The sequence below is a fragment of the Wolbachia endosymbiont of Armadillidium vulgare str. wVulC genome, from assembly GCF_001027565.1.
In the GTDB taxonomy this organism is placed as follows: Bacteria; Pseudomonadota; Alphaproteobacteria; order Rickettsiales; family Anaplasmataceae; genus Wolbachia.
This window is the reverse complement of the sequence record NZ_ALWU01000001.1, coordinates 256,892-278,003: the sequence shown is the minus strand read 5'-3', so window position 1 is coordinate 278,003 and position 21,112 is coordinate 256,892. Positions and strand designations below refer to the sequence as shown.

General features: G+C 35.0%; 18 protein-coding genes and 4 pseudogenes. 9 read left to right on the top strand and 13 right to left on the bottom strand.

Going from position 1 to position 21,112, the window contains the following annotated elements; translation table 11 throughout:
• Positions 1-148 precede the first annotated feature (148 nt).
• The 5 genes from wVul_RS01325 (at position 149) to wVul_RS01305 (ending at position 6,897) form a co-directional block, all read left to right on the top strand.
• Positions 149-1,912 carry an Rne/Rng family ribonuclease gene (locus wVul_RS01325; RefSeq protein WP_047758848.1) on the top strand — a complete coding sequence of 588 codons (1,764 nt, stop codon included), beginning with the start codon at positions 149-151 and terminating at the stop codon, positions 1,910-1,912.
• Positions 1,913-1,985: 73 nt separating this feature from the next.
• Entirely contained in the window at positions 1,986-3,899 is a 1,914-nt protein-coding gene (dnaK, locus tag wVul_RS01320; protein ID WP_047758847.1) for a molecular chaperone DnaK, read from the top strand.
• 71 nt (positions 3,900-3,970) lie between these two features.
• Positions 3,971-4,255, top strand: coding sequence for a BolA family protein (locus wVul_RS01315; RefSeq protein ID WP_047758846.1), 285 nt, complete (start codon positions 3,971-3,973; stop codon positions 4,253-4,255).
• A 7-nt stretch (positions 4,256-4,262) separates the two neighbouring features.
• Positions 4,263-5,495 carry a cystathionine beta-lyase gene (gene metC, locus wVul_RS01310; protein WP_047758845.1) on the top strand — a complete coding sequence of 411 codons (1,233 nt, stop codon included), beginning with the start codon at positions 4,263-4,265 and terminating at the stop codon, positions 5,493-5,495.
• Positions 5,464-6,897, top strand: coding sequence for a Mur ligase family protein (locus wVul_RS01305; RefSeq protein ID WP_047758844.1), 1,434 nt, complete (start codon positions 5,464-5,466; stop codon positions 6,895-6,897). Before metC ends, wVul_RS01305 begins: the two co-directional genes overlap by 32 nt.
• 138 nt (positions 6,898-7,035) lie before the next feature.
• On the opposite strand, the gene wVul_RS01300 is transcribed toward wVul_RS01305, so the two are convergent.
• From wVul_RS01300 to wVul_RS09680, 4 genes and pseudogenes are all read right to left on the bottom strand, one after another.
• Entirely contained in the window at positions 7,036-7,356 is a 321-nt protein-coding gene (locus wVul_RS01300; RefSeq protein WP_047758843.1) for an ankyrin repeat domain-containing protein, read from the bottom strand.
• 91 nt (positions 7,357-7,447) lie between these two features.
• Positions 7,448-8,395: a thioredoxin-disulfide reductase gene (gene trxB, locus wVul_RS01295; RefSeq protein WP_047758842.1), complete on the bottom strand. Its 948-nt coding sequence runs from the start codon at positions 8,393-8,395 to the stop codon at positions 7,448-7,450.
• Positions 8,382-8,981, bottom strand: a complete 600-nt coding sequence (locus wVul_RS01290; RefSeq protein ID WP_047759079.1) for a peroxiredoxin — start codon at positions 8,979-8,981, stop codon at positions 8,382-8,384. Before wVul_RS01290 ends, trxB begins: the two co-directional genes overlap by 14 nt.
• A 302-nt stretch (positions 8,982-9,283) precedes the next feature.
• A pseudogene (locus tag wVul_RS09680) lies at positions 9,284-9,922 on the bottom strand (IS5/IS1182 family transposase); the annotation flags it as partial.
• An 86-nt stretch (positions 9,923-10,008) separates the two neighbouring features.
• Here wVul_RS09680 and tnpC point away from each other — a divergent pair.
• Positions 10,009-11,354: pseudogene (gene tnpC, locus wVul_RS10230) on the top strand (IS66 family transposase).
• 127 nt (positions 11,355-11,481) lie between these two features.
• On the opposite strand, the pseudogene wVul_RS08225 reads toward tnpC, so the two are convergent.
• The 6 genes and pseudogenes from wVul_RS08225 to wVul_RS01255 form a co-directional block, all read right to left on the bottom strand.
• Positions 11,482-12,157 (bottom strand): annotated as a pseudogene (locus wVul_RS08225) (transposase); the annotation flags it as partial.
• Positions 12,158-12,286: 129 nt separating this feature from the next.
• Positions 12,287-13,795 carry a bifunctional phosphoribosylaminoimidazolecarboxamide formyltransferase/IMP cyclohydrolase gene (purH, locus tag wVul_RS01275; protein WP_047759078.1) on the bottom strand — a complete coding sequence of 503 codons (1,509 nt, stop codon included), beginning with the start codon at positions 13,793-13,795 and terminating at the stop codon, positions 12,287-12,289.
• A gap of 80 nt (positions 13,796-13,875) precedes the next feature.
• Positions 13,876-14,775 carry a methionyl-tRNA formyltransferase gene (gene fmt / locus wVul_RS01270; protein ID WP_047758840.1) on the bottom strand — a complete coding sequence of 300 codons (900 nt, stop codon included), beginning with the start codon at positions 14,773-14,775 and terminating at the stop codon, positions 13,876-13,878.
• Positions 14,776-14,794: 19 nt separating this feature from the next.
• Positions 14,795-15,160, bottom strand: coding sequence for a 50S ribosomal protein L20 (rplT, locus tag wVul_RS01265; RefSeq protein ID WP_047758839.1), 366 nt, complete (start codon positions 15,158-15,160; stop codon positions 14,795-14,797).
• 21 nt (positions 15,161-15,181) lie between these two features.
• The gene (gene rpmI / locus wVul_RS01260) at positions 15,182-15,388 is read right to left on the bottom strand and encodes a 50S ribosomal protein L35 (RefSeq protein ID WP_047758838.1); all 207 of its coding nucleotides are present in this window, start codon (positions 15,386-15,388) and stop codon (positions 15,182-15,184) included.
• Between the two features lie 90 nt (positions 15,389-15,478).
• A complete protein-coding gene (locus wVul_RS01255; protein ID WP_047758837.1) occupies positions 15,479-15,922 on the bottom strand; it encodes a PAS domain-containing protein in 444 nt (147 codons plus the stop codon).
• 73 nt (positions 15,923-15,995) lie between these two features.
• Here wVul_RS01255 and wVul_RS08220 point away from each other — a divergent pair, with 73 nt between their 5' ends.
• Positions 15,996-16,148, top strand: coding sequence for a hypothetical protein (locus tag wVul_RS08220; protein WP_153295420.1), 153 nt, complete (start codon positions 15,996-15,998; stop codon positions 16,146-16,148).
• On the opposite strand, the gene wVul_RS01250 is transcribed toward wVul_RS08220, so the two are convergent.
• On the bottom strand, positions 16,145-16,735 hold the full coding sequence (locus wVul_RS01250) for a hypothetical protein (protein ID WP_238580343.1): 591 nt from the start codon (positions 16,733-16,735) through the stop codon (positions 16,145-16,147). The two genes, wVul_RS08220 and wVul_RS01250, sit on opposite strands and share 4 nt — an antisense overlap.
• 178 nt (positions 16,736-16,913) lie before the next feature.
• Positions 16,914-17,921 carry a hypothetical protein gene (locus wVul_RS01245; protein ID WP_047758836.1) on the bottom strand — a complete coding sequence of 336 codons (1,008 nt, stop codon included), beginning with the start codon at positions 17,919-17,921 and terminating at the stop codon, positions 16,914-16,916.
• A 195-nt stretch (positions 17,922-18,116) separates the two neighbouring features.
• On the opposite strand from wVul_RS01245, the gene alaS reads away from it, so the two are divergent.
• Both alaS and wVul_RS08215 read left to right on the top strand, forming a co-directional pair.
• Positions 18,117-20,708, top strand: a complete 2,592-nt coding sequence (gene alaS, locus wVul_RS01240; RefSeq protein ID WP_047758835.1) for an alanine--tRNA ligase — start codon at positions 18,117-18,119, stop codon at positions 20,706-20,708.
• Positions 20,698-20,893 (top strand): annotated as a pseudogene (locus wVul_RS08215) (transposase); the annotation flags it as partial. The gene alaS and the pseudogene wVul_RS08215, both read left to right, overlap by 11 nt.
• Here the strand turns inward: wVul_RS08215 and wVul_RS09670 are convergent.
• Complete coding sequence (locus wVul_RS09670; RefSeq protein ID WP_410543406.1) at positions 20,866-21,105, bottom strand: ankyrin repeat domain-containing protein; 240 nt, start codon at positions 21,103-21,105, stop codon at positions 20,866-20,868. The pseudogene wVul_RS08215 and the gene wVul_RS09670 sit on opposite strands and share 28 nt — an antisense overlap.
• Positions 21,106-21,112: the final 7 nt, after the last annotated feature.

Genomic DNA, 21,112 nt, shown 5'->3' with positions numbered 1-21,112 from the left:
ATTATAGTAATATAATAAATTCTATGCAAGTTTATTACACAAAACACTGAAAGTCAACCGAATAATGCAGATCGTAAAATTCTTGACAATCAATAATATATTAAGTAGTATAGAGCCAATTTCGGAATGAAAAGCAGACGGTAAATAAGTGGCAAATGATGGCAAAAGGTTATTGTTGATAGAAAGTGCTAACTGTTCTAACGAGGTAAGGATTGCCTTACTAGTTAATGATAAGGTTGTAGAGTTTGAACAAGAATTCAAGGAAAAAAGGCAATTAAGAGGTAATATATACGTTGCTTATATAAAGCGTATAGAACCTGCTTTGCAGGCCGTGTTCATTGAATATGGAAAAAATAAACAAGGTTTTTTGTCTTTTTCTGAGATATCTCTAAATTACTTTAATATTCCAGAAAAAGAAAAGGAAACTATCTTTGAGGGCTGTTCCAATGATAATCACACAGAGGAAACGCTAGCAAATGTTTCCTCTGATTCTACAGTGAGCAAGAGTATTGGTGAGTCTGGCAGTAATTTTGTGAGGGAGATACCTTTACACAAAAAGTACAAGTTACAAGATGTGATTTCAGTAAATCAAAAGATATTGGTTCAACTCACAAAAGAAGAACGAGGAAACAAAGGAGCTTCATTTACAACATACATAACTTTAGTCGGTAGATACTGTGTTTTCATGCCTAATTCCATGAGTAAGGGTGGAGTATCTCGCAGAATTGAAGATACCAATGTTAGAAAACAGTTAAAGGATATATTAAATTCAATAAATTTACCAAAAAGATCAGGTTTGATAGTAAGAACTGTTGGTGCAGGAAAAAGTAAGAAAGAAATTGAGCAAGATTACGATTACTTATCTTCATTGTGGCAAGACATCCAAAAAAATGCCTCTTCTGTAAATGCTCCGTCATTAATTTACAATGAAGTAGATGTGATTATAAGATCTGTTCGTGATTTTTGTAGTAATGATATAGAGATTATAGTGTCTGGAAAGGAAGCTTTTGAAGCAGTAAGGCGATATGCTAAAAATGCATTAAAGGGTAGTAAGTTGCGTTACAGATTATATAGAGGTTATGTTCCAATCTTTACTCACTATAAAGTCGAAGATCAAATTTCTGAGTTATATGGCAATAGAGTAGAATTGCCATCTGGTGGGTCTTTGGTAATAACCTTAACTGAGGCATTTGTTTCAATAGACGTAAACTCAGGAAAGATGACAGGAGAAGATAGCATAGAAGAAACGGCTTATAGAACTAATATGGAGGCAGTACTTGAAATATCAAGGCAAGCGAATCTCAGGGGACTATCAGGGTTAATAGTCGTTGATTTTATTGACATGTTGAAATATCAGTATTGTAGAGCTGTTGAGTCTGCTATCAAGCAGGCGTTTAAAGATGATAAAGCTAAAGTTCAATTTAGCTTTATAAATGACTTTGGTTTAATGGTCTTTTCAAGACAAAGAATTAAACCAAATATACAAGAAATTAATACTACAGAGTGCTTACACTGTAAAGGTATTGGAAGAGTGAAATCAAACGAAGTGGTTGTTGCATCGATACTAAGGAATTTGCAACATATTGCTAATAAGAATCAAAATAAGTCCTTTGATTTAGTAGCTCGCAGTGCAGTTATAGCGCACATTTTTAATAATAAACGCGATGTAGTTTCTACAATCGAAAAAGAGTTCAATATTACATTGGATGTTAGTATCGATGACAGTTTAGATGTGAATACATTTATTTTAAAGCAAGGAGATGATGTTAATTTAAATGATTATGAGCCATTACAGAATTCTGGATATCAAATTGTGAATAGCAGCAATAAAGAAGCCGATAGCTCAAATAAACTACTAGGCAATTTTTGGTTGACTAAATGGCTTTCGCGTCTTTTGAGTTCTAATAACTAAACGGGACTTGTAATTAACGAGTCTTATACTTATATATCTTACATCAGATAATATTTACAAGGGAGTATTCATTATGGGAAGAGCAATAGGTATAGATCTCGGGACAACAAATTCTTGTGTTGCAATAATGCAGGGTAAAGATACAAAGGTAATAGAAAATAAAGAAGGGGCAAGAACTACTCCGTCTATAGTCGCATTCACTTCGTCAGGAGAAAAATTGATTGGTGCTCCAGCAAAAAGGCAAGCAACTACTAACGCAAGTAATACTTTTTTTGCTACTAAGAGATTAATAGGCCGTCAGTATGGTGACCCTGAAATGAAAAATCTAAATGTGCCATATAAAGTGTTTGCAGCGAAAAATGGTGATGCATGGGTTAAAACAACTGATAATAAAGAATACTCTCCTAGTCAAATTGGTGCATATATACTACAAAACATGAAAGAGGCAGCAGAAGCTTATCTTGGAGGGGAAGTAAAAGATGCTGTGATAACAGTGCCAGCATACTTCAATGATTCTCAACGTCAAGCAACAAAAGATGCAGGAAAAATTGCTGGATTAAATGTGCTCAGGATAATTAACGAACCAACTGCTGCAGCACTTGCTTATGGTCTTGATAAAAAGCACGGACACACAATAGTAGTGTATGATCTTGGTGGTGGTACATTTGACGTTTCAATACTTGAAATAGGTGATGGAGTTTTCGAAGTGAAAGCGACAAACGGTGATACTCATCTGGGTGGTGAAGATTTTGATAATGCAGTAGTGAATCATTTACTTGATGAATTTAAGAAAAGTAATGGGATTGACTTAAAGAATGATCCAATGGCTATGCAAAGAATCAAAGAAGCTGCTGAAAAAGCGAAAATTGAATTATCAAGTGCAATGGAAACGGAAATAAATCTACCGTTTATTACAGCTGATGCAACTGTTCCAAAACACTTAAATATGAAATTAACGAGAGCAAAACTTGAAAGCTTAGTGAATGATTTAATCGAAAGAACTATGGCTCCTTGTAAAAAAGCTCTTGAAGATGCTGGTTTGTCTGCTAGTCAAATTGGCGAAGTGGTTCTCGTTGGTGGCATGACTCGTATGCCAAAAGTCATAGAGAAAGTTAAAGAATTCTTTGGCAAAGATCCACATAGAGGAGTCAATCCTGATGAAGTTGTAGCAATTGGAGCTGCAATACAGGCAGGGATCATTCAAGGTGATGTAAGAGATGTGTTACTACTTGACGTGACTCCACTTTCTCTTGGTATTGAAACTCTAGGAGGAGTATTCACTCCACTTATTGAACGTAATACTACTATTCCCACTAAAAAATCCCAGGTGTTTTCAACTGCAGAAGATAATCAAACAGCTGTTACAATTAAGGTGCATCAGGGTGAAAGAAAATTGGCAGTTGATAACAAGTTACTTGGTCAATTTAGTTTAGAAGGAATACCTCCTGCTCCGCGTGGAGTTCCACAAATTGAAGTGACATTTGATATAGATGCAAATGGAATAGCGCACGTTTCTGCAAAAGATAAAGCTACTGGAAAAGAGCAGAAAATACGTATTCAGTCTTCAGGTGGTCTATCTGATGATGAAATAAATCGCATGGTAAAAGAAGCTGAAGAAAAAGCACAAGAAGATGAAAAGCGTAAGAAATTTATTGAAGTGAAGAATCAGGCAGATAGCTTAGTTCATTCTACAGAAAAATCTCTGACAGAGTATGGTAATAAAATTTCTCCGGAAGATAAATCTGCTATTGAAAATGCAGTTAACGAATTAAAGGAAGTTAGTAAATCTGATAACATTGATGATGCTGATTCAATGCAACAAAAGGTTACTAATCTTTCCCAGCTTTCTATGAAGCTTGGAGAAGCTATGTATAAGGAATCTCAACAACAGCAAGGTGGAGAAAGCTCATCCACAACAAATAATGAGGAAGAAAAAGTAGTAGATTCTGATTATCAAGACATAGATAATAAAGAAGAGAATAAGTAATTGTGATTGTCATCCCAGTGTCAGCTACTTGGATGACAAGAGGAGCGTATTGTTGCTTAAAGGAACCATTTATGGATATTATTAAGACGATAGAAGAAAAGCTGCGTGGTTCAATAGGTGTAATTGGTATTAATATTATAGATGAGTCAACTAAGCATACAGGTCATTATTTTGCTTCGTCTTCAACAGTACCTTCACATATCAAATTAATATTAATATCTAACGACTTTTCTGGAATGAGCTCTTTAAATAGGCATAAATTGATCTATGAATTATTAAAGAGTGAAATAGAGCGAGTACATGCGATTTCTCTTCACTTGTATACGCAAAGCGAATACAATCTAAAAAATAAATAATAAAAATGTGAAGAAAGAGTCTGTATTAGTTAAAGCAGGAAGAAAATTTAATGATTATAAAGGGTCTATGAACCCGCCAGTTTATCATTCTTCTACTATATTATTTCCTACTTACAAGGATTACTTAAATGCAGCAAATGGAGAAAGTATATACGATGTAATCAACGATGGTGTTGCAAGGGATTACAGTTACAGTAATGTTGGTACGCCTACTGTTCATTATCTTTCAAATGCACTAGCTGAGATTGAGGGTAGGGGGCAAGCATTGATCTATCCTTCTGGATTATTTGCACTTACTTTTGCTATTTTGACTTTTACTAAAACAGGCTCGCATGTTTTAATTCAAGATAATAGTTATTATAGGCTCAAGAGATTTGCCGAAAATGAACTATCAAAAAGAGGAGTAGAAGTAACTTTCTATGATCCAACACAGGATATAATTGATTTAGTTCAGAGTAACACTTCACTCATCATGATCGAGACTCCAGGTTCTGTAACGTTTGAAATTTCAAACATAGAACACATAGTAAAAATTGCTAAGAAACATGGAATCGTAACCATTTGTGACAATTCTTGGGCTACCCCTTTATTATTCAAGCCACTTGATTATGGAATTGATGTTGCACTATATGCGGTGACAAAGTATCTAGCTGGTCACTCAGATTTAGTGATGGGAACTATGGTTGCCGAAGGTAAAACTTTTAAATTGCTTTATGAGAGCTATAAAAATTATGGAGTAACCGTTCAATCGCACGACTGCTACCTTGCACATAGGGGATTAAGAACACTGCAAACACGTATGAGGAAGCATCAAAGTACAGCAATGGAAGTGGCAAAGTGGCTAGAGAAACATTCAAAAATCAAAAGAGTTTTGTATCCAGCACTTCCCTCCCATTTCCAACATGAATTATGGAAAAGTTACTTCAAAGGAGCAAGTAGCGTATTTAGTATAGTACTGGATAGAGAATATTCATGTGAGAAACTAAGCTGCATGGTTGATCATATGAAAGTTTTCGGCATCGGTGCTTCTTGGGGAGGGTGCGACAGTTTGATATTACCAATAGATCATAGATCTATGTCAAGATCTGTAATGAATTCAGATTATGATGGAAGTTTTGTGCGAATATTTTGCGGATTAGAAGATCCTGAAGATTTGATTTTTGACTTGGATGCTGCATTAGTAAGACTGCCATGTTCAAGCATTAAAAATGATTGTGAGACTGAAAGAACTACTGCATAATATTATAAATGTTGATTTTGATATTGAAATCAAAGGCGTCACATGTAATCCTAAGAGAGTCAAAGAAGGTTATCTTTTTGTTTGTGCGTCAGAAAGGGATAGGATTTTCATAGATCGGATATTATCTTGTGGAGCTAAAGCGATAATTGCAAGTGATTGCATAGCAAATGGTGTCATTCCAGTGCGTGACACTGGAATCCATATCTTCCACTCGAACCCTCAAGAAATATACAGCGAAATAGTCAGCAGGTTTTATCAATTCAAGCAGCCAAAATATGTTGCTGCTGTAACAGGCACAAATGGCAAGACTTCAGTAGTAGAATTTTGCCGCCAGATTTGGCAAGATAATGCAGCATCTATAGGAACACTTGGAACATGTATCAATAATGGCAGAAAAGGTAATAGCAACAGTCTTACCACTCCAGGTGCAGATGACCTTTACGCAACATTGCGTGGTATAAATGTAGAACACTTAGTGTTGGAATCATCAAGTCATGGAATTGATCAATACAGAATCCACGGACTTAGGCTCGCTGCTGCAGCTTTTACTAATTTCTCTCAAGATCATTTAGACTATCACAAAAGTATCGATGAGTATTTTGAGGCTAAGAAAAGGTTGTTTTGTGAGGTATTGCCAAAAGAAAAAACAGCGATTTTAAATGCAGATATAGGCGAATACGGAGAGTTGCTCAACATAGCTGAAAAGCGTGGCAACAAAATTATAACCTATGGAAAAGCAGCTTCTGACATTGCTTTAATAAAGCAAATACCAACTCAAAGTGGCCAACATCTGACAATTAAAATCGGTGGTGAAATTTATGATACGTTTTTTCCACTTCTAGGGCAATTTCAGGCGTATAATTTGCTGTGTGCAATTGGCATAGTTATCTCATCTGGAGTGGAATATCAAAGGATATGTATAGACAAACTCGCTTCTCCACCAGGGAGAATAGAAAAAGTGAAGCCTTTTGCATTTGTGGATTATGCGCACACTCCAAGTGCACTTAAACAGGCTCTGTTGTCTTTAAAATGGCACTTTAACAAAAAAATAGTTCTAGTGTTCGGTTGTGGTGGAAATCGTGATCAAACAAAACGTGCAGAAATGGGTAAAATAGCACAAATATGTGCGGACAAAGTAATAATCACAGATGACAATCCGCGTGATGAAGATCCGGCAAAAATTCGCCATGATATTTTACTACATTGCCCTGATGCACTGGAGATAGGAGGTAGGAGAGAAGCTATAGAGAAAGGAGTAGATATTGCCTATAACGAGGGTATGGTTCTGCTGGTTGCAGGAAAAGGACATGAGAAATTTCAAATTTTAGGAAGCCAAACTTTTGAATTTAGTGATGTTGAGGTTATTAGAAAGAGCCAAAAAAATGAGTTATTTTTGAGCTGAGCGAAGCCACCTAAGGTGAAGAGGAAGGAGGAATGTATATAATATGTTTATAGAGTTGTTTTTTACTATAACGTTGAAAAATCGTAGAGAATAGTGTATACTATTAACACTTTTTAAGTGGGTTTCCTATGCCTTTTTCTAAATTTCTAAATCCAAAATTAGAGTATTGCGTTCTTTAGTTTCTTGAGCATTAATATTTAAATTTTGATGTTGTAAAAGCAACATCATCATTTTCAAACATATAGGGCTGTCATCACCATTCATGATAATAGTCATTAGTGGTGTATATCCCGCATCAAACGCATTAACATCCGCACCTTCTTCCAGAGCTTGTTTAAAATCTTCTAGAATTTCATCATCAATTGCCTTAAATAACTTTTTTGTTGATGCACTGAACTGTCCTAATGCTGTACCATCAACAAATCTTCTTCCAAAAGCTACATTGTTTTCAAAAGGCATACTAAATTCTCCTCATCTTATAATTTATTAACATAATTATAAAAAAAACAAAGAAAATTGCAAGCAATTTAATTGAAAACTTTAAAACTAGTTATGATTCTAAAAACTTTTCCGCATCAAGTGCAGCCATGCACCCTGTTCCTGCAGCAACTACTGCCTGGCGATATACCTTATCTTGAACATCACCAGCAGCAAACACTCCTGCCCTACTGGTTAGAGTTGTCCCAGGTTTCGTAATTATATAACCTTGCTGATCCATTTCAACAAAGCCCTTAAAAATACCTGTATTTGGTGCATGCCCAATTGCAATGAACACACCATCCACTTTCAACTCCTGAACTTCATTGGTTTCCGTCGATTTAATTGTAATGCCAGTAACTTTTTTAGGATTTTCTTCCCCAAGAATTTGCTCCACGGTATGGTTCCACATTATTTTTATCTTATCATTTTTAAAGAGTCTATCTTGCATTACTTTTTCCGCTCTTAATGAATTACGCCTGTGTATTAATATTACTTCTTTGGCAAATCGAGTTAAAAATATTGCCTCTTCAACGGCAGTATTTCCACCACCAATCACAACTACAACTTTATTCTTAAAAAATGCGCCATCACAAGTTGCACATGCTGAAACTCCATAACCTTGAAATTTCTTTTCACTCTCCAGATCAAGCCACTTTGCTTGCGCACCAGCTGCGATTATAATTGCATCTGAATAGTAGTCATTACTATTACCAAAGGACTTGAATCTATACTCATTAGAATCCTCAAATTGTTCAACGCTTTTTATTTCGTCATCTATTATCCTTGCCCCCACCTTCTCTGCATGCAACCTCTTTTGTTCCATGAGTTCTGGACCTTGTATAGAAATAAAACCTGGATAGTTTTCAACATCAGTAGTAATTGTAAGTTGGCCACCAGGTTGCATTCCTGTTGTTACAATTGGCTCTAAATTTGCACGTGCTGCATATATAGCAGCAGCATAACCCGCTGCTCCAGATCCAATAATAAGAACTTTTGTACTAAATCTATAATTCTGCACTGTGTGAGTTTAGATAATCAGCCACTCCTTCATCGCTTGCCTGCATTGCAGGCTTGCCTTTTTTCCACCCTGCTGGACATACTTCACCATGCTCTTCATTATGTTTTATTGCATCAATAATTCTAATAAACTCATCGACATTACGTCCTAAAGGTAAATCATTTATCGATTGATGACGCACAACAAACTTATCATCAATAATGAAAGTTGCTCTTAGTGCAATTGAGTCATCATGTAATACTCCATAATCTCTTGCTATAGCTTTTTTAAGGTCAGATACTAAAGTGTAGCTAATCTCTCCAATGCCACCATCATTAACTGGAGTCTCTCTCCATTTAAAATGTGAGAATTTTGAATCTACACTTAACCCTATAACTTCAACACCACGTTTTGAAAAGTCTTCTATTTTGTTACTAAGTGATATCAACTCAGTTGGACAGACAAAAGTAAAATCAAGCGGATAGAAAAAAAGGACAGCATACTTATCCTTTATATGTTTACCTAAGCAGAAGTCGTCAACTATTTTTCCGTTAGCGAGAACAGCAGGAGCAGTGAAATCGATAGCGGATCTTGTTACAAGATTCATAACTAACCTATTCATTTTCAATATTTACAATTTTACACCTTGATACATTTATATGCAAGTTTTCTTTAGCCCCAATCCTATAAAAACTTCCTTTTACGTTTGTAAAAATGTTATGATAAGAGCTAACTTTCGTGAGCAAGGAAGTAGTTTATATCCAAATATTACTATTTTCCACCTTTTCTCTTTTCAATTTGTGCAACCATTTCTTTTACATTTATATTCATGGAAGGTAAATTTTTGCTGGCAAGATGGTTGATTGAAAGACCCACTGCGAAACGGTATGCAACTAATTTCAGCATGAGTTAGGCGAACAGCAGGATCAATAAAAACCCATGTCTGAGGTTTACCAGATCAGCAATTATTCATGTTGTATTTCTTCTGAAAATTGCGATAGGTATGCGACATAAAATCTTAATTTCACGGATTTTATGCTCTACCTAAATGATACCAGCTTCCGATTGTTGATCATCCGTCAGCCCGATACCTTTTATGTGGAATTACAACGTTACTCTCAATTTTTGCCACCCCAGAATCTGCATACTTTACATTCTCTTTTGGCAACATTTTTTCCTGTTTTCGTATCTTAAAATCGTGCTCTGTGTGACACTGATAGAATTTGCCCATCTTCTTTTATAACGATTTCTGCTTTCATTGTGTTTACTCTTTTCTTTCCAGAATAAGACAATTTTTCTATCTTTTGGCCGTTGTATTGGTTACATCTGCTAATATCTTCAAAATTCTTTCTGGCCTGTCCTTTTTTATTGAGATTTTTTTAGCCAAAAGTGGTTCCATTTTCTTGAATAATCGGCAAATGTTTGAGTTATACAAGTTACTCAAGAATCGGTGTGTTATATAAGTTTGATAATACAGAGGATTTTGCCTTCCAATACAGGCAATTTTGACGTTCTTCCATGACATTTCTTCTGTTTTTCAACCTTTTCCCGCGTAACCGTTCACGGAGATAAAGTGGTTTACAAAGTAAGTATAAAAGTGTAAAGAAATAGGAAGCTAAATATGGAATGGGTAAATGATAACAGTGCTGCAAGAGAGGGTTGTAGCAGAAAACGTTAATCTCAAGGAAGAAATAAAAGCGCTGATCAGAGAAAATGATAGCTTGAAAGCAAAAATAGTTGAATTAGAAGACAAATTGGGCTTAAATTCGCAAAATTCATCGCTACCACCGTCACGAGATATATATCGTAAGAAAGCAAAAAAGAAAAGTGATAAAAAACCAGGAGGTCAGCCAGGACATAAGGTGCATAAGCGTAAATTAATGGCTGCAGATGAGGTAGTGAGCTGCACAATTGATACGATTTGTATGTGTGGAGGTAAGGTTATTTTAGAAGATGAAATTATTCATCAGAAGGCAGAGTTGCCAGAAATTAAGCCAATTATAACTGAGTACAGATTGCAAAGAGGACGTTGTAGAGTATGTAAAAAAAGAATTACAGCAAATTTACCCGAAGGTGTTGCAAGAGATCTTCTAGGGTCTAATGCTAAAGCGATCATAAGCAGCCTTAGCGGCTTTTTTATTAACTCAAAAAGAGAGGTACAGCAAATTTTAGGCAGTATTTTTAATCTAAATATAAGCCTTGGTTTAGTTTCAAATACTGAACGCAGGGTATCGAAGAAGTGTGCATCTGAATATGAAAAAATGAAGGAAGAGTTGCAAGAAAGCGAATATTTGCATATAGACGAAACAGATCAAGGAAAGAGAGGCTGGAGTTGGGTAATAACGAACAAAGCGTTGACACTTCTGAGGGTAACTGAGTCTCGTGGTAAGAAGGTGTTGAAGAGTTTATGCCAGAATATGATGGTATAGTTGTGAGCGATAGATACGCTGTATACAATTACTTCAATCGTGAAAATAGACAGATATGTTGGGCACATTTGGCAAGAGATTTTGAGAGATTTGCCCATAGTAAAAATGTTGAAGTAAGCAAAATTGGCCAAGCACTAAAATCGCTCAGCAATAAGGTGTTTGTAGTAGATAAGGCAAAAAAACAAAATTTGATAGATAATTTGAGATTTTATCGACTGATGCGAAAAATTCAGAAAAGGGTAAAACATTTTTTACGTAAAATGACGAGGGTTGTAAATAGCACTCAAGCTTCAAGAATGGCCGCTAAGATGTTACGGTCTGAGGATATGATGTGGAAGTTTTTAAGAAAACCTGAAGTGATAGAAACAACCAACAACCTTGCAGAACGGCAAATTAGACGGTACGTAATTTATCGTAAAAACAGCTTTTTCACCTGGTCAGAACGTGGAGAAAGATTCGTGGAAAGAATGTTGTCGATATTTTTGACATCACGTCTAAATGGCCAGAACCCCTTTCAAAAGCTACAGAATCTAGTAGCTGTCACTGCTTAGTTCTTTATTCATTCTCACAATCCGTGAACGGTTACTCATTAAGATCTGGTGTGAATCGCAATAGTGCTATTTTAAATCCCTGTAAAAAGATTAGGGAGTGTTAAATAAACTGTGTCAAACCGAATTTTTAATTCAACTCGATTTTCAATCTACCAGGAAAGAAGATGTCAAGTTGAGACATAGTTAAAAGGCAAAGTTGTAGTCCACTTTTACTCTACTTTTTTTATAGCACAATATACCTGCTTATACAAGGCATTTGTGTTGGTAAATTTTCTGATCTGCCTATGCAGCCCCTCAATAGGATTAGTAGTATAAATTAGCTTCCTAACTGGCCCAGAATACTTAAAATAACCAGACAAATTTTCCCAATTGTTTTGCCACGATTTTGTAACCAAGGGATATTTTTCACTCCATTTTTCTTCCAGCTCAAGCAAATAATTCTCGGCAATTTCTCTGCTTGCAGCACGGTATACTTTTTTCAGATCATTCATGAAAACTTTCACATCTTTACTGGATACATATTTCAGTGAATTCCTTATCTGATGCACTATACATTTCCGCATTAGCTATTTATCGCTGTAGGAAAGCTTTTTAATACATGCAGTCCTCTACTCCTCTCTCTTTAAGGTCATTTAGCACTCCCAACTAAAACTTCGCTTTCAGCCAAATAAAACTTCTTTTCTGCCATTTTGCTAATATGTTATACATGCATCTACTCACACAACTCCTTAAAAAACCATGAACACTATTGGATACATTGATTGCAGTGGGCGGCTGCGCCATTCATTGATTACTGGCAGTAGTAATGTTTGATATTTCTGCTATAGCTAACCAGTGTCAGCTGACGTCATTCTTGATCTCTTATATCACACAATGTTCGTACAGTTATGGTGGTATGATATGGAAAAATCTCTAGCCATAAGACACAAAGCCTAATGGAAAAAACTGCGAACGCCAGTGAAAAACATAGCAATTTTATTCTCATTTGCAGCTGCTATCACATCTTGATCTTTCAACGAACCGCCAGGCTGAATTATAGCTGTGATCCCATGTTTTGCACTTTCTACTATGCTATCTGGGAATGGAAAAAATGCATCTGAAGCAAGTACCGCGCCTTTACATTTTTCACCTGCTTTTTTTACTGCAATATTTACACTATCTATTCTGCTTGTTTGTCCTGCACCAATGCCAATAGCACAACCGCCTTTTGCTATCACTATTGCATTGGATTTTACGTGTTTACATATTTTCCAAGCAAAAATAAGGTCCTCTTTTTCTGTTGTAGTACATTCTGTTACTTGACTCATTTCTCCTATTGCGTGGTTATTATTTTCTTGCACTAAGAACCCGCCAACAACATTTTTAATTTGGTACTTCTCATTTTGTTGGAAAGATTTATGAATAATCACTCTTAAATTTTTCTTTCTTTGCAAAATTTTTAGTGCTTCATTGCTGACTGAAGGTGCTATCACTACTTCCAAAAATATCTCGTTTAATTTTTCTGCTAGCTTTAAATCTATCTCCCGATTTAAGGCAACTATGCCACCAAAACTGCTTATTTCATCACACGATAGAGCCTTTTCATATACCTCCAAAGCATTATTGCCAACAGCAGCACCACATGGGTTATTGTGCTTTACTATCACTGCTGCAGGCTCTTTAAACTCAGAAATTATGTTAAGTGCGGACTCTATATCTACTATATTATTATAACTCAACTCTTTTCCATGTATTTTTTCCAGCGGATATTTGGTAAATTGATTGCTATAAAATGCAGCTTTTTGATGAGGATTTTCACCATACCTGAGTTCTTGTACTTTATGTCCATATAGTGCAAAAAACTCTGGCAATTCATTATTTTTACTCTGGGATAAAAACCAACTGTGAATGTTAGAATCATAGTGTGCAGTGAGAGCAAACGCTTTAGTTGCCAAATGTTTTCTACATTCCAATGTTGTTTCATTGTTATTTTTTATCATCTCAGCTTTTAGTGTTTCATAATCTTGAGTGCTAGAAATGACTGAAGTAAAATGAAAATTTTTTGCTGCAGCTCTAATTAATGCCACTCCACCAATATCTATTTGTTCTATGATTTCCTCCTCACTTGAGCCACCACTTACTGTTTCCCAAAATGGGTATAGGTTAGTTATAAGCAGGTCTATCGGCTCAATATCTAGATTTTTTATCTCCGTTTTGTGTTTTTCTCTATTACAAAGTATTCCTCCATGAATTTTAGGATGTAAAGTTTTCACTCTACCACCTAGTATCTCTGGAAATTGTGTGTAATCTGAAACTTCTCGTGTTTTTATTCCGGCATCAGATAGCACTTCATAAGTATTGCCCGTTGAAAGAATTTCTATTTGTTGCTGCATTAGAAATGATGCAAGGTCAATTATATTTGTTTTATCATATACTGATATTAAAGCTCTTTTAATTTTCATTTTCATATGGAAGGTTTTTTAAGATTATATCTAAGAAAAAGAAATTTAGCTATTACATTTCTGTACTAATTTAAAGTAGTTTATTCTATAAATTTTTTTGTCACACTTGACTTTAAGCCACGAACGAAGTCTTCAATACTGCAAGGATTTCTTCCTTCCATTTGTACAACTTTAGGAATTAAAGTGCCGCCTCTTAAACTTATATGTATATTATCGTTAATAATCTTGCCATGTTCTGAAGCAGAAGCTTCAAAGTCAGCATCAAGTATCCTGATACGTTTATTCTCTATCTTAATGAATGCTTTTGGATAAAAAGCTTTAACTTTTCTATAAGCAACTTCACAGGTATCACTTGCGTAAATTTGATAGTCTTCTACTTTGTCAGCGTAACACGCGTCATTATCATTCTGTTTTAAGGGAACCTGCTTTTCAATTTCGTTTAGCACTTCCAGCAGTAAATCACTACCTAATTCAGACAATTTATCATGCAACGTCTTGTAATTATCGTTCTTTTCAATAAGAAGTTTTCTCTGTTTGAAAACAGGGCCAGAATCTAATCCTTCATCCAATTGCATGATACTGATCCCAGTTTCTTGATCCCCTGCTAAAATTGCATGCTGTATCGGAGCTGCACCGCGCCACCTAGGTAGCAATGAAGGATGAATATTAATACAATCATATTTTGGAATATTCAAAATTCCTTTTGGTAGTATCAATCCATACGCAGCAACAACTGCAACGTCTGGCTTAAAATTTCTAAACTTTTCTTCCTCTACTGGAGATTTTAGAGAGGCAGGGATACATACCTCCATGTCACTTTTTTCAGCAACAACATGTACTGGAGATTTTGTTAGTCTCTGCCCACGCCCTGAAGGTTTTGGTGCCTTGGTATATACTGCTACTATTTTGTTGTGCGATTTCAATAGTAAGTTTAACGTACTAACCGCAAACTCCGGTGACCCCATGAAAATAATTCTCATGTTTTCAAGTGTTTTTGCTTTAAGAATTTTCTGCTAATTTGCTATTTACAGTTTCTATTAATTTAGCAAAATTATCCTTATAATTAACAGCCATCTCAGCAAGAATTTTTCTGTTTAAATCAATTTTAGCAAGTTTAAGACCATGCATAAACCTACCATAAGTAAGCCCATGTTCTCTTGCTGCTGCATTAATACGTATTATCCACAAGCCACGAAAATCACGTTTGCGATTTCTTCTATCTCTATAAGCGTACTGCAGTGCTTTTTCAACTCTTTGTAATGCAATTCTATAACAATTCTTTGCCCGTCCTCTATAACCCTTTGCTAATTTCAATATCTTTTTATGACGAGCATGAGTATTGACTCCACATTTTACCCGAGCCATTTTTATTTTACCTCCATTTTATTAAATACCATAAGGCATATAAAGTTTAACTATACGCGAGTCAGATTTATTGAGAATTGCTGTGCCGCGCTGATTACGAATATTAGATTTACTTCTCTTTATCATGCCATGCCTTTTGCCTGACTGAGTAGAGATGACTTTACCCTTAGCTGTAAGGCGAAAGCGCTTTTTAACAGAAGATTTAGTTTTTAATTTTATTTTTGTCATATCCCAAACAAATTTACAAACACCACTATCTAGTTCCTTAGTAGTACAAGTATAGATAATTTTATTAAAGAATCAAATTAAAATTATATTCTAAAGGAGCTTAAATGTAATTACGCCTAATATATGTGTTATACCTTCTTTATCCCCAATTGGCAACAATACTTGCCTCATTTTAACACTTTCACTTTCTTCCTCTTCGTTAATTGGGCATTTACTTTCTATTAGAGCATCAAGTTTATCAATAACTGCACCTATTTTATATAGCAGCAAAAACGGTGCATCAATTGCATACTTATTATCGATAAACATCCTTTTTTCAAAACCATAGAATTCAATGGCTTTTTCTCCTGCACTTTCACAAACATAACCTCGATCTTTAACTTCAATAATAAAACAATGCTGCCATGACTCCATGATTTCTGCAGTGTCTATTTCATGTCTTTCTGGCCATTCCCTATCTGATCCTTTTATATCGCTCCAATGTTGAATAACTACATTCACTATTCTTCTTTCTTTGCCTGCATAATTTTCCATTACAAATTCCATACATAAAACACAGATATGAGGTAAATTTATCGTGAATGTATTGATTTTTTCTTACTAAAGGATGTACATTGTTGAAAATTCTCATCCTGCTTGCACAATAAGTAATGATAAATTAAGTATAATAATTAGAACATCAAAATTATTAAATGAGGAAGTTATAAAAAAAAGTACTGAAAAGAATTCTATTAAAGAGTATTTGGAATATTTTGGCTAATTAATACAATTATCTCTACTTTCTAAGGTTATTACATTTAATAAATTACTAGATGGAGTTTCTTCTTTAGACCTACTATGGCCTTTACTTTTTCTATTACAAAACCAATATTTAAATGGTACAGCTGCTACCACTGCTAACATACCTACTGTTAACACTCCCATATTTTCCTTGTTTGATCGAGATGTTCCCAATAATTTAGGCCTTCTCACATTCGTATCACGAAGTATAAGACTATCTAAAATATTTGTTGTATTTTTAACATTTTCTATATTTTGTGTCATCATTTTATGACTAGCATTTGACTTTTTTATTTCTTCTATTACTTGTTTTAAGTCTGATAGTTCTGTTGTTGCACTTTCAATAGCACTAGCTTCCAGCTTTTGCAAACCCTCCTTACTCGAAAACCCTTTGAGATATTTTTCATAAAATTCTTTGGCATTACATCTTTTATGACTTTGTATTTCTCCACTCTTAAGACCAGAAACAATATCATCAATCATCGATCGATAATTTACTTTGGGATTTTCTGCATGCACTATTTCTCCTTCAGCAACAAGTATACGATAAGATGAATCATCAAGCATACATAATTGAGTTTTAAATCACCTCCTCCCAATAGAGAGAAAGATTTATAAAATTTTTTGTAAGTAGTGACCACGAGCAGGTTTCTTTTTCCCCTTTGATTCCAAAGCATTACAAATGCTGGTAGAGCTTAAGGTGCATCCTTGTGATGGCACTGTTGTGCCATCACAATCTGGGATTTTACTCGATGCTAATTTGAGAAGATAGATGCGCTATTGATGTAGCATTGCTGAGCAAAGATTCTCTTTCTTCTGCTTCTGGTGTAGCTCTGGAATGCTCAAGTTGAGCTTGCTCAGAAAGGCTTGCCGTCTCACCATTGCTCCTCTGTGCTTTTTCAACATCGTAGCTGCCTTCCCTATTTTTTCTGTGCCATATAAAGTATCCTAATCCTGCAAAAGCTACTGCTAGCACTCCACCCAATATACCACCAGCAATCCCTGCTACTGATATTCTTATATATTGTCCTCCATTTATTTCCGGTAATTTAGGCCCTTCCACATCCGTACTATTAAATATAGGATGTTCTAATACTTCTTTTGAATTGCTATCAAAACGGGAAACACTCCTTATATTTTCAGTCGCAATTCCATTGCTAGCATTTGATCTTACTACTTCTCCTACTACGTTGTTAATCTCTTTAGTAGTTGCTTTGCTTGATGCAAAGTCGAATAATTCTGGCTCTTGTTTTTTTAAAGAAGCTGGTTCTATAGTTACATATTCACTATCTTCTTTCATCTGATAATCAACCCCTTCAGTAGTAGATCTTCTCAATTGGTTAATTTGCATATTTTCATCAATTATTTCTTTTAGCTCTTGTGTTACTTCCTTATCCCAAAGCTTTTTTAGATATCTTTCCTTAAATTCTCTATAATCATATTCTTTATTATTTTGTATTTTTCTACTCTTAAGACCTAAAATAATTCCATTTATTATCGATTCACAAATTGCTTGAGGAGTTTCTATTGATTTTACTTCTCCTGTAACAAAGCCTATCTGAGCTACTCTAGAAGATATAGAGAGGTAGTCTATTGTTAAATCCTTTCCTTTAATTGAAAATTCTATCCTTCTGTTTTGTTCTATACTTTCCAAATCAGATGCAATTCTAATTGTTGGACTATCCATCTCCTGCTTATTTGTTGTTTCTCTCTTTCGCATGCTATTCTTAGTGTTTTGGAATTCTTTTGGCATTTTATGCTCCTTAAATTAATTAATAAATATTACTACATATATGATGGATAAATTATTTTTGTCTATAATTTTTATTAAGATTTTTACATAAAAATTATATATATTATTCTAAATAATATATATCAATATTTAGATTGATAAATTGATTTTACTCTCATTACAGCTTATTATGCGTAGATAACCTCAGTAAAAACGATGAAGCTAAACGAAATTAGAGAAAGATTTATAAAATTTTTTGTAAATAATAATCATGAGCAAGTTCCTTCTTCTCCTTTGATTCCAGAGCATGATCCAACACTCATGTTTACAAATGCTGGCATGGTGCAGTTCAAAAACATCTTTACCGGTGCGCAAAAAACTGAAATGAAACGTGCTGTCTCGAGTCAAAAATGTCTCAGAGCAGGCGGTAAACACAATGATCTGGAAAACGTTGGCTATACAACCAGGCACCACACATTTTTTGAAATGCTTGGAAATTTTAGCTTTGGTGATTACTTCAAAGAAACGGCAATAGAACTCGCGTGGAAATTTATCACTGAAGAATTGCCTCTTGATAAAAACAGACTGTCCATAACTGTCTACCACACTGATGATGAAGCATATGAGATTTGGCATAAGATAAGTGGCTTTTCAGATGATAAAATCATCAGAATTGCAACAGATGACAATTTTTGGAGCATGGGCAATGCTGGCCCATGCGGTCCGTGTTCTGAAATCTTTTACGATTATGGAAGTCCTGATTTGCATGAGGACGACGGAATTATTGAAATCTGGAATCTGGTGTTCATGGAATTTAATAAAGATGAGAAAGGTAATTTACAAAAATTACCAAAAAAATGCATCGATACCGGAATGGGTCTTGAAAGAATAGCAGCTGTTATGCAGAAGGTCCATGATAACTATGATATCGACCTATTTTCCGCTCTGGTAAGTAAATCGCAAGAGTACTGTGGAAATAAGGAAAATAAAGTAGCTCATAAGATTATCACAGATCACCTTCGTGCAGCTGCATTTCTCATCGCAGAAGGAGTGCTCCCTGGAAACGAAGGCAGAAATTATGTACTACGCAGACTGATCAGGAGAGCAGCACGTTATATTCACCTACTTGGATATAATGATTCTCTATTGCACCTTGTTTTTCCTGCACTCATAGATGGCACAAATTTGGCTTATATGGGAGATGTTTATCCAGAGCTAATCAGAGCTAAAAGCTTAATAGAAACGACGTTAAAATCAGAGGAAGAAAACTTTAAAGACACTTTAATGAAAGGCATTAATCTCTTGGACAAATTTACTGCAGATTTAAAATCAGGTGACACTCTGCCTGGAGAATCAGCATTTAAACTATATGACACTTATGGATTTCCTTTGGATATCACTCTTGATATTTTGAAAGAAAGGAAAATAAATTTTGACCAAAAAGGTTTTGACAATGCAATGAAAGAGCAAAAAGAAAGAGCACGTGCTAATTGGTCTGGATCTGGTGAAAAATCTGTTGAACAAGTATGGTTTAATTTAATTGATCAGTTTGGCAAAACGGAATTTGTTGGTTATGAGCGTGATGAAGTAAAGGACGCAAAAGTACTAGCAATAATTTCTCCTAAAAATGAAATGATTGATTCTGTGAAAGAGGGAGAGAAGATAACCGTTATACTTGATAAAACACCTTTTTATGGTGAGTCAGGTGGACAAGTGGGAGATACTGGAAGCATAATCAAATCTGACAAAAGTATTATCACAGTTGAAAATACCAACAAGATTAACGACCTATATTTACACAGATGTATCGTGAGATCTGGTTCAGTTCGTAAAGGTGACACAGTTACAGCAAGCATTGACAAAGAAAGAAGGCAAAACTTAAAAAGAAACCATTCTGTTACACACCTTTTGCACTTTGCATTGAGGCAAATTTTGGGCGATCATGTCACTCAAAAAGGTTCTCTAGTCGCACCAAATAGACTAAGATTTGACTTCAGTCATAGCATGCCAGTCACTCAGGATCAGCTGTTTTCAGTAGAAGATACAGTAAATTCTCTAATCAGAGAAAACCTTTCTACATCTACAAAAATTCAAGGTATGGATCAGGCAATAGACGAAGGAGCCATGGCTTTATTTGGTGAAAAATATGGTGATAAGGTTAGGGTTATAAAAATTGGAGATTCAAAAGAATTATGTGGCGGTACACACGTGGAGCGTACTGGAGAAATTGGTTTGTTTAAGATAGCAGCAGAATGTTCCGTTGCATCTGGAGTAAGAAGAATTGAAGCTTTAACCGATCAAGAAGCAATTAATTATGTACGCAATAATGAAATTAGCTTAAAAAAAGTTGCAGAATCTGTAAAAGCACCAGTAAATGAAATAATAAGTCGACTCAGTATTTTAAGCCAAGAGCGCAAAGAATTTGAAATCAAAATAAAAAATCTTTATAAAAAGCTTGTCAGTGTAGAGAATATAAAAAGTACCGAAATAAATGGAATAAATTTCGTAAGCCACACTTTCAATGACGTTCCAGTAAGTATAATAAGGGAATTTGTTTTGCAGCAACAAAAACCAAAAACTGTAATAGCCTTCACGGTAACAGAAAAGGATAAAACAGTTTTGATTGTCAAAGTAAGTAAAGACTTGACTGATAAGATCAATGCAAAAGAGCTAGTATCTACTGTAACCGAAAGGGATTGCGGTGGAAATGCCGAACTTGCTCAAATAGGCTGTGATAGCAATAAAATAGATGATGCCATTACAGCTATTTATAGCAAAATAACAGCTTATAAGGACTATTACAGATAATGCTACTTTTCATAAGTCTAATAAGATTACCGAACTTGCTAAAGGGGTTGGTGCAGAAATTTTATATCTGTCTCCGTATTCTCCAGATTTTAACAAAATTGAGCATCATTGGTTTGCTATAAAAAACAGAATCAGGAACTCTATTCACATCTTTTCGTCATGCTGTTGATTCTTTCTTCTTATGACCTTTTTGGACTGTTATGAGAAGGGCTATACTGGTATCATCAACGCTTACCCCCTTACCGAGAAGGAACTCTATAATATCCTTGTAATTTTTTTCAGCAGCAATGTGTATAGGTTTCTTACCAAAAATGCCCACTTCTATAGCATTAACATTAGCACCCTGACTAACAAATTTTCTGACTTCAGAGAGATCTCCATTTTCTATAGCAGTCAATAATTTT

What these genes read in the sequence shown, in the direction of transcription:
- rplT (WP_047758839.1), bottom strand. Translation starts at nt 15,160, where the DNA reads ATGGCTCGGGTAAAATGTGGAGTCAATACTCATGCTCGTCATAAAAAG.
- wVul_RS01305 (WP_047758844.1), top strand. Translation starts at nt 5,464, where the DNA reads ATGATTGTGAGACTGAAAGAACTACTGCATAATATTATAAATGTTGAT.
- fmt (WP_047758840.1), bottom strand. Translation starts at nt 14,775, where the DNA reads ATGAGAATTATTTTCATGGGGTCACCGGAGTTTGCGGTTAGTACGTTA.
- wVul_RS01255 (WP_047758837.1), bottom strand. Translation starts at nt 15,922, where the DNA reads ATGGAAAATTATGCAGGCAAAGAAAGAAGAATAGTGAATGTAGTTATT.
- wVul_RS01250 (WP_238580343.1), bottom strand. Translation starts at nt 16,735, where the DNA reads ATGCTTGATGATTCATCTTATCGTATACTTGTTGCTGAAGGAGAAATA.
- dnaK (WP_047758847.1), top strand. Translation starts at nt 1,986, where the DNA reads ATGGGAAGAGCAATAGGTATAGATCTCGGGACAACAAATTCTTGTGTT.
- wVul_RS08220 (WP_153295420.1), top strand. Translation starts at nt 15,996, where the DNA reads ATGTACATTGTTGAAAATTCTCATCCTGCTTGCACAATAAGTAATGAT.
- rpmI (WP_047758838.1), bottom strand. Translation starts at nt 15,388, where the DNA reads ATGACAAAAATAAAATTAAAAACTAAATCTTCTGTTAAAAAGCGCTTT.
- wVul_RS01300 (WP_047758843.1), bottom strand. Translation starts at nt 7,356, where the DNA reads ATGCCTTTTGAAAACAATGTAGCTTTTGGAAGAAGATTTGTTGATGGT.
- wVul_RS01245 (WP_047758836.1), bottom strand. Translation starts at nt 17,921, where the DNA reads ATGCCAAAAGAATTCCAAAACACTAAGAATAGCATGCGAAAGAGAGAA.
- wVul_RS01290 (WP_047759079.1), bottom strand. Translation starts at nt 8,981, where the DNA reads ATGAATCTTGTAACAAGATCCGCTATCGATTTCACTGCTCCTGCTGTT.
- wVul_RS01315 (WP_047758846.1), top strand. Translation starts at nt 3,971, where the DNA reads ATGGATATTATTAAGACGATAGAAGAAAAGCTGCGTGGTTCAATAGGT.
- alaS (WP_047758835.1), top strand. Translation starts at nt 18,117, where the DNA reads ATGAAGCTAAACGAAATTAGAGAAAGATTTATAAAATTTTTTGTAAAT.
- purH (WP_047759078.1), bottom strand. Translation starts at nt 13,795, where the DNA reads ATGAAAATTAAAAGAGCTTTAATATCAGTATATGATAAAACAAATATA.